The sequence below is a fragment of the Hylemonella gracilis genome (assembly GCF_004328645.1).
Taxonomy (GTDB): domain Bacteria; phylum Pseudomonadota; class Gammaproteobacteria; order Burkholderiales; family Burkholderiaceae_C; genus Hylemonella; species Hylemonella gracilis_B.
Genome location: NZ_CP031395.1, coordinates 3,755,304 through 3,771,862, shown reverse-complemented (window position 1 = coordinate 3,771,862; position 16,559 = coordinate 3,755,304). Strand labels below are relative to the sequence as shown.

The window sequence follows — 16,559 nt, the reverse complement described above, 5'->3', positions numbered from 1 at the left end:
ACACGTGAGAAATCAGAGGGTGGGTGTGAGGAAGGTCGGCCTGGCCTCAGGCAGCAGGTCGGGGTAGTCGCGGCTGTAGTGCAGGCCCCGGCTTTCATGGCGGGCCTGTGCGCTGCGCACGATCAGCTCGGCCACCTGCACCAGGTTGCGCAACTCCAGCAGGTCGCGCGTGACATGGAAGCTGGAATAGAACTCCTGAATCTCCGAGTGCAGCAGGTCGATCCGGTGCGCGGCGCGTTCCAACCGCTTGTTGGTGCGCACGATGCCCACGTAGTCCCACATGAAGCGGCGCAGCTCGTCCCAGTTGTGCGAGATCACCACCGACTCGTCGGCGTCGGTCACCTGGCTGTCGTCCCAGGCTGGCAGGGTGGGCAGCGGCGCGGCCGGGTCACCGCGGATCGCGTCGGCCGCGGCGCGCGCGTAGACCATGCACTCCACCAGCGAGTTGCTGGCCAGGCGGTTGGCCCCGTGCAGGCCGGTGTAGGCCGTCTCGCCGATGGCGTAGAGGCCGCGCAGATCGGTGCGACCGCCCAGGTCCGTCACCACGCCGCCGCAGGTGAAGTGGGCGGCGGGCACGACGGGAATCCAATCCTTGGCCATGTCGATGCCGAGCTCCAGGCAGCGCGCGTAGATGTTGGGGAAATGCTCCTGCAAAAAGGCCTTGGGTTTGTGCGTGATGTCGAGGTAGACGCAGTCCACGCCGTGGCGTTTCATCTCGTAGTCGATGGAGCGCGCCACGATGTCGCGCGTGGCCAGCTCGGCGCGCGGGTCGTGTTCGGGCATGAAGCGCGTGCCGCCCGCTTCGGGGGCAGGCGCAGCAGCGCGCCTTCGCCGCGCACGGCCTCGCTGATCAGGAAGCTCTTGGCGTGCGGGTGGTACAGACAGGTCGGATGGAACTGAATGAATTCCATGTTTCCCACCCGGCAGCCCGCGCGCCAGGCGGCGGCGATGCCGTCGCCAGTGGACGTGTCCGGGTTGGTGGTGTAGAGGTAGACCTTGCCCGCGCCGCCCGTGGCCAGGATGGTGTGCGGGGCTGCGAAACTCTCCACGGTGTCCGTGGCTTCGTTCAGGGCGTACAGACCCAGGCAGCGGTTGCCGTCCTGGTCGCCGCCGAGTTTCGTCTGGGTGATCAGGTCGACCAGCACATGGTGCTCGAACAGCGTGATGTTGGGCTGCATGCGCACCTTGGTGCGCAGCGTGGCCTGCACGGCCGCGCCGGTGGCGTCGGTGACGTGGACGATGCGCCGCTCGCTGTGACCGCCCTCGCGGGTCAGGTGCAGGTGGCCGTCCTCGCGCGAGAAAGGCACGCCCAGCCCTTCCAGCCAATGGATGTTCTCCGCCGCGTGCTCGACCACGAAGCGCGTGGCCTCGAGGTCGCACAGGCCGGCGCCGGCGACCAGGGTGTCGTCCACATGCTGTTCCAGCGTGTCGCCCTGGCCCACCACGGCGGCGATCCCGCCCTGGGCCCAGCCGCTGGAACCATCGCTCAACTCGCGCTTGGTGATCACGGCCACCCGGTGCGTAGGCGCCAGATGCAGGGCGGCGGACAGGCCCGCCAGGCCGCTGCCCACGATGAGGACGTCAAAGGAATGGTGCGCGGGAGAGGTCACGGGCGGCTCGCGAGGAGGAATCGGGAGAGGTTCTGCGTGGCGCAGGCGGGGCACGAGGGCCGACTATAGACGAGGCCGGCGTCGGACCTCAGGTGGGCGTATAGCTCAGGCGCACGTAGATGGGCGCATAGGCCTCGGCCTGGGTGATCTCGATCAGGCTTTCCTTGGCCAGCTCCAGCAGGGCGATGAAGGTCACCACCAGCACGGGCACGCCCTGCGTGGGGTTGAAGAGCTTCTCGAACTCGACGAACTTGCGACCCTTCAGGGTCTTGAGCACGATGCTCATGTGCTCGCGCACGGACAGTTCCTCGCGCGTGATCTTGTGGTGCTGCACCAGCTTGGCGCGCTTGAGGATGTCGGCCCAGGCCCCCTGAAGATCGACGATGTGCACGTCGGGAAAGCGCGGTTGGATCGACTGTTCGATATAGACCTGAGCCTTGAGGAAGTCCCGCCCGTAGTGCGGCAGTTCCCCCAGGCGCGCGGCGGCCAGCTTCATCTGCTCGTATTCGAGCAGGCGGCGCACGAGCTCGGCGCGCGGGTCCTCGGCTTCCTCGCCTTCCGCGGCCTTCTTGGGTGGCAGCAGCATGCGCGACTTGATCTCGATCAGCATCGCGGCCATCAACAGGTACTCGGCGGCCAATTCAAGGTTGCGCTTGCGGACCTGCTCCACATAGGTCAGGTACTGGCGGGTGACCGCCGCCATCGGAATGTCGAGGATGTTGAAGTTCTGCTTTCGGATCAGGTAGAGCAGCAGGTCCAGCGGTCCCTCGAAAGCCTCCAGGAACACCTCCAGCGCATCCGGCGGGATGTAGAGATCCTGCGGGAGCTGGAACAGGGGCTCGCCGTAAAGACGGGCAACCGCGACATGGTCCACCACCTCCGGCATGCCGGATTCGGTGGCCGCCAGGACAGCGCCGTCCTCCAGGGCGTCGGAGGCGCGGGTTTGCGCTTCGCTCATGCGGCGAGGAGTCCGGTCACGGGGCGCTCAACGGGATTGCGGGCTGTCGCTGGTCTGGTAGACGTAGGGCTGCTGCGCCACGCGCGCGGCCTCGTAACCCTGCCAGGCCTGGGCGTCCACGGCCTGGTCCCACAGCAAGGCGCGTCCCTGGCGTTGCTGCGCTTCCAGCTCGGGCTTTTCGGCCTTGAGCTTCTGGATGAACTGGGTGGCTTCGGACTTGTAGTCAGGATAGCGGAACAGATGCATGGCAGGGACACCGGAAGAGGGAAGCGGACATTTTAGCGGGCCTCAGTCGGCGCCCGCGAGGGCCCGCGCCCGGTCCAGTCCCGCGGCGAGGTCGGGGCGGATGTTTTCCTCGGGCAAGCCGGCCAGCAGGCCGGCACGGCGGGCCATGTCCAGCGGCTGGTGGCTCAGGCCACACAGCACCAGGTGCACGCCCTGCCTGGCGCAGCTGCGTTGCAGGTCGCGCAGGGTGTCGGCCCCGGAACTGTCAATGTAGAGCAGATTCTTCAGATCCAGCACCAGCACCCGTGTCGTCGTGGCGGCCGTGCCGGCTTCCCCGAGCTGGCGTTCGATGTCCTCGATCAGCTTGACCGCGCCGAAGAACAGGGCACCGTAGAGCCGCCAGGCCAGGACACCGGGGCGGGCCTGGGGCACGGTTTCGGAACGGGTGAGGCTGGAGATGCGGTAGATGAAGGTCAGGCAGGCTGCGACCAGGCCCACTTCCACGGCCACCGTCAGGTCAGCCACCACGGTGAGGGTGAAGACCGCCAGCAGCGTCACCCGATAGGGCAGGCGGTACTGGCGCAGGTGTGCGAATTCGCGCCATTCGCCCATGTTCCAGGCCACAACCATGAGGATGCCCGCCAACGCGGCCAGCGGGACATGGCTGGCCAGGGGCGCGGCCACCAGCATCACGGCCAGCAGCGTCAGCGCATGCACCATGCCCGCGACGGGGCTGACCGCGCCGCTCTTGGCGTTGGTGACCGTGCGGGCGATGGTGCCGGTGGCGGGCATGCCGCCGAAGAAGGGCGTGACGATGTTGGCCACGCCCTGGGCCATCAGTTCCTGGTTGGGGTCGTGCCGGTCCTCGCTGGTGGAGCGGCCTGCACCCTCGCGGGCACCGGTGGGTGCGCCTTCGGGCGGCCGGGCGGCGCACACGCCGTCAGCGATGCGTGCGCACAGCAGCGATTCGATGGCGCCCAGCAGAGCCAGTGTGAACGCGGGCATGAGGAGGAAACGCACGCCATCCCAGCTGAAGGCGGGCCAGGCCAGGGACGGCAGTGTGGCGGGGATGCCGCCGAATTTGCTGCCGATGGTTTCTATGGGGAGATTCAGTGCCCAGGTGATCAGCGTGGCCAGGATCAGGGCCACGATGGTGCCCGGCACGACAGACAGGCGGCTGGCCGCGAACAGCACCCGGCTGCTCAGGACCCGGGTCTTGAGCGTGGCCCGTCCGTCGCTCGTGAGCCCAGGCAGGCCGCGCTGCCAGACAACCACCAGCGCGAGCGTGCCCAGGGCGATGCCCAGCGCCGCCGGGTTGACCGTGTGCAGGGTCAGGCGCAGCGCCTCGATCTGGGCGAAGAAGCCAGCGGGTGGGTGTTCCAGCGACAGGCCGAGGAAATCCTTGAGCTGCGAGAGCATGATCAGCACGGCGATGCCGTTGGTGAAGCCGATCACCACGGCGATGGGGATGAAGCGTACCAGGGTGCCCAGCTTGAACAGACCCATCAGGAACAGCATCAGGCCCGACATGACCGTGGCGATGAGGAGGTTGGCCAGACCGTGGCGTTCCAGAATGCCGTAGACGATGACGATGAAGGCGCCTGCCGGGCCGCCGATCTGCACCCGGCTGCCGCCCAAGGCGGAGATCAGGAAGCCCGCGATGACGGCGGTGAACAGGCCGGCCTCGGGCTTGAGGCCGCTGGCGATCGCGAAAGCCATGGCGAGCGGCAGGGCCACGATCCCGACCGTCAGCCCCGCGCCGACGTCCCGGGCGAAATGGGTGCGGGTGTAACCCGGCAAGGTCTCCAGCAGTTTGGGGCGAAAGGGCGCCAGGGACGCCAGCACGGTCGCCACTGCGCTGGTTTCGGTCTGGCCCTGCGGCACTGGCTTGTCCTTGGACATGGTGGGTCGGCCGATGGCCTAGGTCATGGCCTGGGTTTCTGGGGGTGGGCGGCGGCCTCGGAGGGGTGAGGCAGGTCCGGGCGCAGCAGCTCGGACGCTTGCCAATCCGTCTGCGCGGGGGGCGCCCAGCGGCCGCGCCGCAGGTCGTGCAGCAGCGGGCCGGCGACCAGCAGCGTCAACATCGCGGCCAGGGGCAAGGTGGTGGCGTACCCCCAGTGCTTGAAACCCAGTGCCCCGATCAGGCCGCCCATCAGGAAGGCTGTCACCAATAGCAGGTGGATGCGCAGCTTGGCCCGGTTGGCTCGCACCCGGCCCGGGATGGGCGAGCGGTTGGGATAGACCAGCTTGCCCAGCTCGATGCCGATGTCCGTCACCAGGCCGGTGACGTGGGTGGTCCGGATCTCGGCGTGCGAAACCTTGGTGATCACGGCGTTCTGCAGGCCCATCAGGTAGCACAGCAGCAGCACGGTCAGTGGCGTGAACAGGCCCGCGTGCGCCCAGGGCCAGGCCTGCAGCGAGGCCCCGAAGACACCGAAGATCAGCAGCAGAGCGGCTTCCAGCAGCAGGGGGCGGGCGTAGGCGCTGCGCAGTTGACGGCGGCGGGACCAGTTGATCATCAGGGACGTGGTCATGGCCCCGCCCAGGAAAGCCAGCAGGGCGGCCAGGCTGGCCAGCACCAGGGCCACATGGCCGAGCACCAGGTTGTCCGCGATGGACGACACCATGCCCGTGACATGGGAGGTGTACTGCCCGATGGCGAGAAAACCGCCCGCATTCGCCGCGCCGGCGATGAAGCACAGGCACAGGCCCAGGCGCAGGTTCACGCTGGGGGAGCGGTGGATGTCAGTCCACCAGAACGGCAGATGGGCGGGCCGGGGCTGGGGCATGCGACGCGGCACCATGGGCAAAAACACGGCGGCCAAGCGTGAGCACGAGTTTATGACAAGGGGAAACCCGCTTCCCGCCTTATCTTCGCGCGCGTGAGTCGGGGATTACCGTGCACTTTTTCACAGGCCTTGAAGACCCCCCCTTTGTGGGGATGGTCAGGGCGCGCTGGCTTGGTTACATTTATCCCAGCTGCTGTCACACGGCTATCTCAGGTGAACGGGGCATACCAGTGATCCGGTATGCCCCGTTTTCTTCGTCTGCCGTGCAGATTCAGTGCACCCGCATGCCGGGCTGCGCGCCAGGCCAAGGGGCCAGCACATGGATGCCGGGCTGGGCCTTTTCATCCGCGTGGCTGGCGGCCAGCACCATGCCTTCGCTGACGCCGAACTTCATCTTGCGCGGCGCGAGGTTGGCCACCATCACGGTGAGCTTGCCGATCAGGTCTTCCGGCTTGTAGGCGCTGGCGATTCCCGAAAACACATTCCGCATCCGGCCTTCGCCCACGTCCAGCGTCAGACGCAGCAGCTTGGTCGACCCTTCCACCGCCTCGCAGTTCACGATCTTGGCGATGCGCAGGTCGATCTTGGCGAAATCGTCGATGGTGATGGTGTCGGCGATGGGCTCTCCGCCAGGCAGGACTGCCTCAGGTTCCGGCGCGGCCGGCGGTTCGAACAGGGCCTCAAGTTGTTTGGCATCAACGCGCTGCATCAACGGCTTGAACTCATTGAATTTATGTCCAGGCGGAATGAAGTTGTCCGGATTGAATTTGTGCCCGGGCGGAATGAAGTGGGCCGGATCGAGAGGCAAGGCCAACTCGTCCCAAGTCATGTTGGGGCAGTTCAAGAATTGTTCTGCCTCAGAAACCAGCTTGGGGAGGATGGGTTTTAGAAAGATTGAGAGGGCTTTGAAGCCCGCAATCGACGAGGCACAAATTTGCGCCAGCTGTTCTTTGGCGACCGGATCGGTCGCGGCCGTTTTTGCCAGAAGCCATGGCTTGAAGCCATCAAACTCCTTGTTGATGGCATCCGCGACTTCCATGATCAAACGGACAGCTTTGCTGAATTCACGGCTGTCCAGTGCTGTCTTGATTTCGGCACTATGGGCTAAAGCGACGGCGAAACCAGCGGAGTCTGCGGGAACTGGCACACCTTGCAGGCTGCCCATCTTGATGGGCTGCATTTCGTTTGCAAAGTGCTTGGCGAAAAAGGGCGCGGTCCGGCTGGCGATGTTGACGTATTTGCCGATCAGATCGCTGTTAACACGGGCCATGAAGTCTTCAGCGTTGAAGTCGATGTCCTCGTTCTTGCCCGAGAGCTTGGCCGCGAGGTAATAGCGCAGCCACTCGGGGTTCATGCCCAGTGAGAGGTACTTCAGCGGGTCCAGGCCGGTGCCCCGGCTCTTGCTCATCTTCTCGCCGTTGTTCACGGTCAGGAAGCCGTGCACGAAGACACGGTCCGGCGTCTTGCGGCCGCTGAACTTCAGCATGGCGGGCCAGAACAAGGTGTGGAAGGTCACGATGTCCTTGCCGATGAAATGGACCTGCTCCAGCGCCGGGTCGGCCATGTACTGCTCGTAGTCCACGCCGGTCTTGTTCAGGTAGTTTTTCAATGAGGCGAGGTAGCCCACGGGCGCGTCCAGCCAGACATAGAAGTATTTGCCCGGCGCGTCGGGGATCTCGATGCCGAAGTAGGGCGCGTCGCGCGAGATGTCCCAGTCGCCCAGGCCTTCGCTCTGCGTGCCATCCGGGTTGGTGCGCACGGTGAACCATTCCTTGACCTTGTTGGCCACCTCGGGCTGCAAGCGGCCGTCCTGCGTCCATTGTTCGAGGAAGGCCACGCAGCGCGGGTCGGACAGCTTGAAGAAGAAATGCTCGGAACTCTTGAGCACCGGCTTGGCACCTGACAGCGTGGAGTAGGGGTTTTTCAGATCGGTCGGAGCATAGACGGCGCCGCAGACCTCGCAGTTGTCACCGTACTGGTCTTTCGATCCGCACTTGGGGCACTCGCCCTTGATGAAACGGTCCGGCAGAAACATGTTTTTCTGCGGGTCGAAGAACTGCTCTACCACCTTGCTGGAAACCAGGCCGTTGGCTTTGAGGTCCAGGTAGATCTCTTTGGCGAGCGCGTGGTTTTCAGGACTGTCGGTGCTGCTCCAGTTGTCGAAGGCGATGTGGAAGCCCTCGAGGTAGGGCTTGCGGCCGGCCGCGATGTCGGCCACGAACTGCTGCGGCGTCTTGCCGGCTTTTTCAGCCGCGATCATGATGGGCGCGCCGTGGGTGTCGTCGGCGCCGACGAAATTCACGTCGTGGCCCTGCATGCGCTGGAACCGCACCCAGATGTCGGCCTGGATGTACTCCATGATGTGGCCGATGTGGAAGTTGCCGTTGGCGTAGGGCAGGGCGGTGGTGACAAAAAGCTTGCGGGGCATGGGCATCCTTGGGTGCGTCCTCGGCGGGGAACCGGCGATTTTATCGGGCCGGTTTCCGAGGCCGCTGTTCTCCTGGCCTTGTCCCTCGTGTGGCCGGTGCAAGGCGGCCCCACCCAGGGCCATGGCGGGCCGGGGGGTCAGGCCGGCAGTGCCAGCCGCTCTTCGCGCCGCACGAGCGCGGCCGGGGCGGACCCGGTCAGGCCGGCGAGGGGTGTGCCCGTCGCGAGGCGGAAGGCGCCGACCGCCTGGGACAACACCCGGGCCTGCTGCTCCAGTGCCGCCGCGGCCGAGGCGGATTCCTCGACCAGGGCTGCGTTCTGCTGGGTGGTGGCGTCGATCTGCGCCATCGCGCGGTTGGATTGACCGATGTCCTGGTGCTGCTGGCGGCTGGCCTGGGCGATGCGGCCCATCAACGCGCGCATCTCCTCCACGTTCGCCACCATCTCTTGCATCGCCGTGTTGGCCGAACCGACCAGGGTCGCGCCGTGGTCGGCCTGGGCGACGCTGCCGGTGATGAGTTCGCGGATTTCCTTGGCCGCCGAGCCGCTGCGCCCGGCCAGCGCGCGCACCTCGCCAGCCACCACCGCGAAGCCGCGACCCTGTTCACCGGCCCGAGCGGCTTCGACGGCGGCGTTGAGCGCGAGCAGATTGGTCTGGAAGGCGATGCCCTCGATCACGTTGATGATCTCGAACATCTTCTTCGACGAGCGGTTGATTTCCGCCATGCTCGCCGTGACCGAGGCCATGGTCTCGCCGTTCTGCCGCACGATGTCCTTGGCGCTCTCGGTCAGGCCCTGCGCCTGGCCTGTGTGCGTGACCGTCTGCTCGATGATGCTGCCCAGTTGCTCCAGCGCCGCGCGGGTCTCTTCCAGCGCCGCCGCCTGTTGCATGGTGCGTTCCGACAGGTGCTTGCCGCCGCCCACGATCTGTCCCGTGGCACCGTGGATTTCGATGGCACCCACCCGGATCTTGTCGATCATCCCGTGCAGGCCCTGCACGACCGAGGCCAGCACCCGGGTCAGTTCACCCAGTTCGTCCTTGCGGTCGCTGCTCACGCGCACCGTCAGGTCGCCGTCGGCGACGAGGCGGCCCACCCGCAGGGCTTCGTGCAGGGGTTGCACGATCTGGCGCGCGATCAACAAGGCCAGCACCAGGCCGGCCGCCAGCGAGACCAGGGTGGTCAGGCCCAGCAGCCAGTTGGCCGTGACGCTGGTGCGTTCCAGGCGCGCTTCTTCCTCCGAGTAATGGACGTTGATCTCGTTCTGTAGATCGAGCATGCGCGCGTTGAGCGCGCGCAGCCCGGTCGTGATCCGGGCCTCGTCCCCCAGGCTCAGGGTCTGCCCATGTTCCGCCGCGTAGTCGCGCAACCGCGCGCTCAGCGCGCTCACCCAGGGGCTGTCGGCCTTGGCCCAGCCTTTGTCGGCGGCGATCTCGGCCACGATGTCCCGCAGCGCCTGTTCAATCTGGCGCACGGCCTCGGCGTGTGGGGCAAGGTGGGCGCGGTCGCGGTCGAGCGCAAAGGAAAAATTGGCGTCACGGGCAGCCACGGTCTGGTCATACATGCCGCCGTAGACCTTGAGGCGACGCATGGACTCCTTGGACGCGGCCAGGCCGAAAAAGCCCGAGCAGGCGATGAGCACGCTCAAACTCAGCAGCAGGCCGAAGCCCAGGAACAGTTTGGCGGTGACGGACAGGTTCTTGAGGGACATTTTTTCGGGCGGTTGGCGAGGGCGGATGACGAGTTCAGAGCGGCGTGAGAGGATGGCGTGGTGTTTGCGTGTGCGAGGGCGGCCGGTGTCAGGCCCAGTCGAAGAACTTGCGGATCGCTTCTTCCTGCTGCATGGCGTCTTTGTGGCCCAGGGCCATGAGCTCGCGGGTGAAGGCGGCTTCGAACAGCAGGTAGCTGGTCAGCGCACCGCTGTTGGCGCTGACCTTGCCGTGGTTCGTGGCCGAGGGGTCGGCGCCCAGCGCGCCCAGCAGCGCGCGCACCATGTGTGGCAGGTCCTGGGTGTGCTCGGCGGCGATCTGGTCGATGCGTTCCGAGGGGGAAATCACGAGAAGCTCGACCGGACGCAGGCTGCTGGCCTTGCGTGCCTCGCCGGGAATGAGGCTCAGGGTTTGGTTGATGCGCAGGATGCGTTCGATGTCCACGGCCAGCGAGTCCAGGAAGATGCTGGACATGGCATGGCCCGCGATCTGCGCGAGCGAGGGGTAGCTGATGGCTGGTGCCGGCACCAGGGTGTCGGCTGGCTCACTCATGCGGCCCGCGCCGATCACGAGGATGCGTTCCGCGCCCAGGTGGATGGCGGGCGCGATCGGCGCGGTCTGGCGCATGGATCCGTCGCCGAAGTACTCGATGTTGTCGTGGATGGGCAACGGCTGGGCCGGGAAGATGAAGGGAATGGCCGAGGAGGCCAGCAGGTGCTCGCGGGTGATGGGCGCGCGCACGGCCAGGCGCTGCGAGCGCATCCAGGGCTGCAGGTGTTGCGCCCCTTCGAAGAAGGTGACGTGGTTGCCCGAGCTGTAGCTGGACGCCGTGACCGCCAGGGCCTGCAGATGCCCCTGCTCGATCAGGCCAGGCAGGCGTTCCAGCGGGATCATGCGGTTGAGCAGCGCGGCCAGGGGGCTGTTGTCCAGCAGGGAGCGCGGCTTGATGCGCCGCCAGCGCGCCACCATCCAGCCCATGGAGATCAGGCTCATCCAGCGCGCGCCCGTGCGCAGCACGCTCAGGGTGTCCGCGCCGTAGACATGCCCGGCCTCGAAGTGCGACCAGACCCGCGACAGGCGGGTCACGGCGAGACGGAAGTCGTCGGCGCTGCAGGCCAGGGCCGCGGCGTTGATGGCCCCGGCCGAGGTGCCGGTGATGATGGAAAAGGGGCTGGGTTGCGGCGTGTTCTGCGGCGATCCGGGCGGAGGGGGCTGGTGCTTGCGACGCAGTTCGACGATGGCCTGCAGCACGCCGACCTGGTAGGCGGCGCGCGCGCCGCCGCCGGTCAGCAAAAGGCCCACATGGGGCAAGCCGTGGGTGGGAGCGGGGTTGTTGCCGTTGGCGCGGGTCACTTCAGCCATGGGCTTGCATTATGCGAGGGCGGGAAAACGATGGGAGCGGGATTTGGACGTCCGCAGCGGGCGGCCTTGACAGGCTCTAGACTACAGCCCTTTCCGCGACTCCAGCCGCAAGGCGCAACCAAGCAAGAACATGGCAGTGACAGAACAGGCCGTCCAGCAGGCCTTGCAACAAGTGGTCGACCCCAACACGGGCAAGGATTTCGTGTCGGGCAAGCAAGTCAGGAACCTCGCCATCGGCGCGGGCGCTGGCGGCAGCGACGTGTCGTTCGAGATCGAACTCGCTTATCCGGCCAAAAGCCAGCACCCGGCCCTGCGCGCGGCGCTGATCGCCGCCGTGCGGCGGGTCGAGGGGGTGAGCAACGTCTCTGTCAATATCCAGACCAAGGTCGTGGCGCACGCGGTCCAGCGCGGCGTGCAACTGCTGCCGGGCGTGCGCAACATCGTGGCCGTGGCCTCGGGCAAGGGCGGCGTGGGTAAGAGCACCACGGCGGCCAATCTGGCGCTGGCGCTGGCCGCCGAGGGCGCGCGCGTGGGCTTGCTGGATGCCGATATCTACGGCCCCAGCCAGACCATGATGATGGGCGTCTCGGGCCGGCCCGAGAGCACGGATGGCAAAACCATGAACCCCATGCAGAACCATGGCGTGCAGGTCATGTCCATCGGCCTGCTGGTCGATCCGGACCAGGCCATGGTCTGGCGCGGCCCCATGGCCACCCAGGCGCTGGAGCAGATGCTGCGCCAGACCAACTGGAACGATCTGGATTACCTCATCGTCGACATGCCGCCCGGCACTGGCGACATCCAACTCACGCTGTCGCAGCGCGTGCCCGTGACGGGCGCCGTCATCGTCACCACGCCACAGGACATTGCCCTGCTGGACGCGAAGAAGGGCGTGGCCATGTTCGAGAAGGTGGGTGTGCCCATCCTGGGCCTGGTCGAGAACATGGCCGTGCACATCTGCAGCAACTGTGGCCACATCGAGCACATCTTTGGCGTGGACGGCGGCAAGCGCATGGCGGCGGAACAGGGCATGCCCTATCTGGGCGCGTTGCCCCTGAGCATGCAGATCCGCATCCAGGCCGACAGTGGCAAGCCCACCGTGGTGGCCGATCCGGACAGCGAGGTCGCGGGCATCTACCGCAATGTGGCGCGCCAAGTCGCGCTGGCCATCGCCGCGCGCAACAAGGACTACACGGCCAAGTTCCCTGGCATCACGATTTCCAAAGACACCTGAGCTGAAGCCGGACCGCACGCTTTTCTCCGTGGATTGCCTGCTCACCACCGCAATGTACGGTGGCCACCACCCGCAGCCACGGCTGAAACCGGACACCCCGCCACTGCCATGAATCTTCTGGTTTCCATGCGCTACCTGGTCGCGCTCGACGAGCACAAGCACTTCGCGCGCGCCGCACAGGCTTGTTTCGTCACCCAGCCAGCGTTGTCCAACGCCTTGCGTGCGCTGGAGGAGGAATTCGGCAGCCCCATCGTGCGCCGCAGTCGCACCTTTGTCGGCTTCACGCCCGAGGGCGAGCGCTTGCTGGAGAGCGCTCGCCGCATGCTGCGCGAGGAACAACTGCTCAAGCAGGACTTGAAAAGCGTGGGCGGACGCATCCAGGGCCGGCTGGGCATCGGTGTCGTGCCTTCGGCCGAGCCGATCGCGGCGCGTTTCGCCGCGATGCTGCAGGCCCGTCACCAGGGCATCACGCCCGTGATGCGGTCCATGAGCTCGCAGGAAATCGAATCCGGCCTGGAAGACCTGACGCTGGACATGGGCCTGGGGTTCATCGAGCGTGTCCGCCCCGGCGCGCTGCAGTCCCTGCCCCAGTATGCCGAGCACTATTTCCTGGTGCGACGGATCGAGGTTGGCGCCGATGTTCCGGCGTCCGGCGCCGGCCTGCGTTTCGGTCCGCCCATGGACTGGCGCGAGGCCGCCGCCTTGCCGCTGTGCCTGATGAGCCCGGAGATGTACAACCGCCACATCCTGGACGGCGCCTTCGGGCAGGCGGGCATGCGGGTGCGGCCGGTGATGGAGACCAATTCCGTGCTCAGCCTGGCCCTGGCCGCGCTCAGCGGCTCGGTCAGCTGCATCATGCCCGGCGCCCTGGTGGGCGCGGTGCGCGCGTACGGTGAGTTGGAAGCCCGCCCCCTGGGCAACCCCACCATGCAGACGCCGATCGGTTTCATGGTACAGAACCCGGCGCGCAATACGCAAGACCGGCGCTCGCGTCCGCTGGAAGCCGCCTTGGCCCTGGCCCAGGACCCAGAATGGTTGAGCCACGCGGCCGCCCACAGCGGTGCCTTGCAACGCTGAGCATTCGGCGGTGGCGCGGATTCACCCTTGCCCGCCGTGGGCCTGGGCAAATCGGCTAAGGTAAGCGCCCATGACTATTTCCTTCCTCCGTTTGGGTGTCACCAACCTGCGGCGTGACTGGCGCGCCGGGCAACTGCGTCTTTTGTTGCTGGCCGTCACGCTGGCCGTGGCGACGCTGACGGCAGTGAGTTTCTTTGCCGACCGGTTGAACCGGGGCATGCAGCGCGACGCGCTGCAATTGCTGGGTGGCGACGCCGTGGTGGTCAGCGACCAGCCCACGCCCGCGGCCTTGCAGGCGCTGGCAGCCCAGCACGGCTTGCAGGCTTCGGCATCACTGGGGTTCCCCACCATGGCGCGGACCCCGGACGCGGAAGGCGGGACCACTCGCCTGGTCGCACTCAAGGCGGTCGAGGCCGGTTATCCCTTGCGGGGTCGGCTCACGGTCAGCGCCCGAGAGGGCGCAGCGCCCATCGTCACGAGCGACATCCCCGCTCCGGGAGAAGTCTGGGTGGACCCTGGACTGCTGGATGCCTTGGGCACCCATGTGGGCTCGGAGCTGCTGCTGGGCGAAGCCCGCTTGCGCATCACCCGTGTCATCGGCGTGGAGCCGGATCGGGGCGGTGGTTTCGTCAACTTCGCGCCGCGCGTGCTGATGAATCAGTCGGATCTGGCCGTCACCGATCTGGTGCAACCGGCCAGCCGGGTGAATTACCGCTACGCGGTTGCCGCCAAGGATGGCGCGGGCGAGGCCGAGGTGCGGCGCTTCGTCGCACAGGCCAAGGCCTGGATCGAGGCGGAACATGTACGCGGCACCCGCGTCGAGGCCCTGGACGGTGGCCGCCCTGAGTTGTCCAACACGCTGGAACGGGCAGAGAAGTTCCTGCAACTGGTGGCCTTGCTGGCCGCCCTGCTGTCCGCCGTGGCCGTGGGCCTGGCGGCGCGCGCCTTCGCCAATGCCCACCTTGACAGCTGCGCCATGTTGCGCGTGCTGGGCCTGTCGCAGGCGACCATCGCGCGCGCGCATGCGCTGGAATTCCTGCTGGTGGGCTTGGGCGGTGGCCTGCTGGGCGCGGCGCTGGGCTGGGTCGCGCACCATGTCTTCGTGCTGTTGCTGGCCGGCCTGGTGGACGCCGCGCTGCCCGCGCCGGGCTTGTGGCCGGTGGGCTTCGGCCTGGGCGTGGGCCTGACCCTGATGGCCGCCTTTGGTCTGCCGCCTGTGTTGCAGTTGGCGCGGGTGCCTGCGCTGCGCGTGATCCGTCGTGACGTGGGCGAGCCACGTGCGCTCTCGCTGGGCGTGTTGGGTCTGGGTCTTGCCGGTTTCGCCGCATTGTTGCTGGCCGCCAGCCGGGACTGGACCCTGGGCCTGATCACCGTGGGCGGTTTCGCCCTGGCCGTGGGCCTGTTTGCCTGCGCTGCCTGGGGCGCCGTGGTGGTGCTGCGCCGCGTGGTGCGGGAAGACCGGGCGCCACGCTGGCTCATCCTGGCCACGCGCCAGCTCTCGGCCCGTCCGGTCTATGCGGTGCTGCAGGTCAGCAGTCTCGCCATCGGCCTGCTGGCCTTGTTGTTGCTGGCCCTGCTGCGCACCGATCTGATCGACAGCTGGCGCAAGGCCACGCCGGAGAATGCACCCAACCGTTTCGTCATCAACATCCAGCCGGATCAGGCCCAGAACTTCCAGGCTGCTCTGGTGCGCGCGGGCGTGGCCGTGGACCACGACTGGTACCCCATGATCCGTGGCCGGCTGGTGGCCGTGAACGACCGGTCGGTGCAGGCCAGCGACTACCAGGACGAGCGCGCCCAGCGCCTGGTGGAGCGTGAATTCAATCTCTCCTACAGCGCGCAGGTGCCAGCACACAATCCCATCGTCGGCGGGCGCTGGACGAGTGAGGACCCCCAGGCGATCAGCATGGAAGACGGCATTGCCGATACCCTTGGCCTCAAGCTGGGCGATCGCCTGCGTTTCGACATCGCGGGCCTGCAGCACGAGACCACGATCACCTCGTTGCGCAAGGTGGATTGGGGCTCCATGCGCGCCAACTTCTTCGCCCTGTATCCGATGAGCAGCATGCCCGACCTGCCGGTGACCTACCTGGCCGCCTTTCGCGCGCCCGAGGGCAACAGCCGTTTCGACAACCAGCTCGTGCGCGAGTTTCCCAATGTCACCGTGGTCGACCTGAGCATGACCCTGGCCCAGATTCAGCAGGTGCTGGCCCAGGTCAGCCGCGCCGTGGAGTTCCTGTTTGGCTTCACGCTCGCGGCGGGGCTGATCGTGCTGTATGCCGCCGTGGCCTCGACGCGGGAAGAACGCGCGCGTGAATACGCCGTGATGCGCGCCGTGGGCGCCGGTGGCGCGTTGCTGCGGCAAATGCAGCGCGCTGAGCTGCTGGGCCTGGGCTTGCTGGCCGGCGTGCTGGCGGCCATCGTGTCTGGTGCGGTGGGCTGGGCGTTGGCGCGCTTTGTTTTCAATTTTGAGTGGGGGGGCAGTCTGTGGCTGTTGCCGGTTGGCGGTCTGAGCGGGGCCGCCCTGGCGCTGGGCGCAGGCTGGTGGGGCTTGCGCGCCGTGCTGCGCGCGCCGGTGGTGGATACCTTGCGCAAGGCGGCGGCATGAGCGCCGCGTCGGTGCGCCCTCTGTCAGCGCGCAACACAGCCCGCAGGGCGGAGGAGTTTCAATGAGCGGGATCGTCAAGCTCAACCAGATCGAGGAACCACCGCCGAAAAACGAGGCGGGCGAGTTCCTCTCGCCCTTCGAGTGGCTGGGCGGCGAGCACCGCGTGCAGGCGCTGGTCACCCGCTTCTATGAGCTGATGGACCTGGAGTCGGGTTATGCCGCCTTGCGCGCCGCGCACGGGTCCAGCCTGGACAACGCCCGGCAGCGGCTGTTCTGGTTTCTCTGTGGCTGGCTGGGCGGGCCGCAGCATTACGTGGAGCGTTTCGGCCATCCACGACTGCGCGCGCGGCACCTGCCCTTCAAGATCGGTGTGGCCGAGCGTGACCAGTGGGTGGCCTGCATGGCCCAGGCTATGGCGGAGGTCGCGGTGCCCGAGGCGCTGCAGGCGCGGCTGAAGAAGTCCTTCTTCGAGACGGCGGACTGGATGCGTAACACGCCCGGGTGAGTGTTGGCTCAGGCAGGGGGCGTGGTCCGTGGCGCTGGCGTCAAGCGGCCAGCACA

General features: G+C 66.9%; 11 protein-coding genes and 1 pseudogene. 4 read left to right on the top strand and 8 right to left on the bottom strand.

Features of this window, described 5'->3' with window-relative positions:
• Positions 1-12: 12 nt before the first annotated feature.
• The 8 genes and pseudogenes from nadB to DW355_RS17480 all read right to left on the bottom strand — a co-directional run bounded on the left by nadB (position 13) and on the right by DW355_RS17480 (position 11,079).
• Positions 13-1,610 (bottom strand): annotated as a pseudogene (nadB, locus tag DW355_RS17515) (L-aspartate oxidase).
• 88 nt (positions 1,611-1,698) lie between these two features.
• Entirely contained in the window at positions 1,699-2,496 is a 798-nt protein-coding gene (locus DW355_RS17510) for a segregation and condensation protein A (protein WP_131282864.1), read from the bottom strand.
• A 99-nt stretch (positions 2,497-2,595) separates the two neighbouring features.
• Positions 2,596-2,814, bottom strand: a complete 219-nt coding sequence (locus DW355_RS17505) for a DUF3460 family protein (protein ID WP_131282023.1) — start codon at positions 2,812-2,814, stop codon at positions 2,596-2,598.
• A 42-nt stretch (positions 2,815-2,856) separates the two neighbouring features.
• Positions 2,857-4,695, bottom strand: coding sequence for a SulP family inorganic anion transporter (locus DW355_RS17500; RefSeq protein WP_131282021.1), 1,839 nt, complete (start codon positions 4,693-4,695; stop codon positions 2,857-2,859).
• A gap of 23 nt (positions 4,696-4,718) precedes the next feature.
• On the bottom strand, positions 4,719-5,582 hold the full coding sequence (locus tag DW355_RS17495) for a YoaK family protein (RefSeq protein WP_131282861.1): 864 nt from the start codon (positions 5,580-5,582) through the stop codon (positions 4,719-4,721).
• Positions 5,583-5,853: 271 nt separating this feature from the next.
• Positions 5,854-8,016 (bottom strand): methionine--tRNA ligase, encoded by a 2,163-nt coding sequence (metG, locus tag DW355_RS17490; RefSeq protein ID WP_431733193.1) that lies wholly within the window; start codon positions 8,014-8,016, stop codon positions 5,854-5,856.
• 131 nt (positions 8,017-8,147) lie between these two features.
• Positions 8,148-9,719: a methyl-accepting chemotaxis protein gene (locus DW355_RS17485; protein WP_131282017.1), complete on the bottom strand. Its 1,572-nt coding sequence runs from the start codon at positions 9,717-9,719 to the stop codon at positions 8,148-8,150.
• Positions 9,720-9,807: 88 nt separating this feature from the next.
• Positions 9,808-11,079: a patatin-like phospholipase family protein gene (locus DW355_RS17480; RefSeq protein WP_242671244.1), complete on the bottom strand. Its 1,272-nt coding sequence runs from the start codon at positions 11,077-11,079 to the stop codon at positions 9,808-9,810.
• Positions 11,080-11,209: 130 nt separating this feature from the next.
• Between DW355_RS17480 and apbC the strand changes: the two genes are divergently transcribed.
• The 4 genes from apbC (at position 11,210) to DW355_RS17460 (ending at position 16,503) form a co-directional block, all read left to right on the top strand.
• Positions 11,210-12,313, top strand: a complete 1,104-nt coding sequence (gene apbC / locus DW355_RS17475) for an iron-sulfur cluster carrier protein ApbC (protein WP_131282016.1) — start codon at positions 11,210-11,212, stop codon at positions 12,311-12,313.
• 108 nt (positions 12,314-12,421) lie between these two features.
• Positions 12,422-13,390: a LysR substrate-binding domain-containing protein gene (locus DW355_RS17470; protein ID WP_131282014.1), complete on the top strand. Its 969-nt coding sequence runs from the start codon at positions 12,422-12,424 to the stop codon at positions 13,388-13,390.
• A 70-nt stretch (positions 13,391-13,460) separates the two neighbouring features.
• On the top strand, positions 13,461-15,998 hold the full coding sequence (locus DW355_RS17465) for an ABC transporter permease (RefSeq protein ID WP_131282012.1): 2,538 nt from the start codon (positions 13,461-13,463) through the stop codon (positions 15,996-15,998).
• A 61-nt stretch (positions 15,999-16,059) separates the two neighbouring features.
• Positions 16,060-16,503, top strand: coding sequence for a group II truncated hemoglobin (locus DW355_RS17460; protein WP_131282010.1), 444 nt, complete (start codon positions 16,060-16,062; stop codon positions 16,501-16,503).
• The last annotated feature ends 56 nt before the right edge of the window (positions 16,504-16,559 follow it).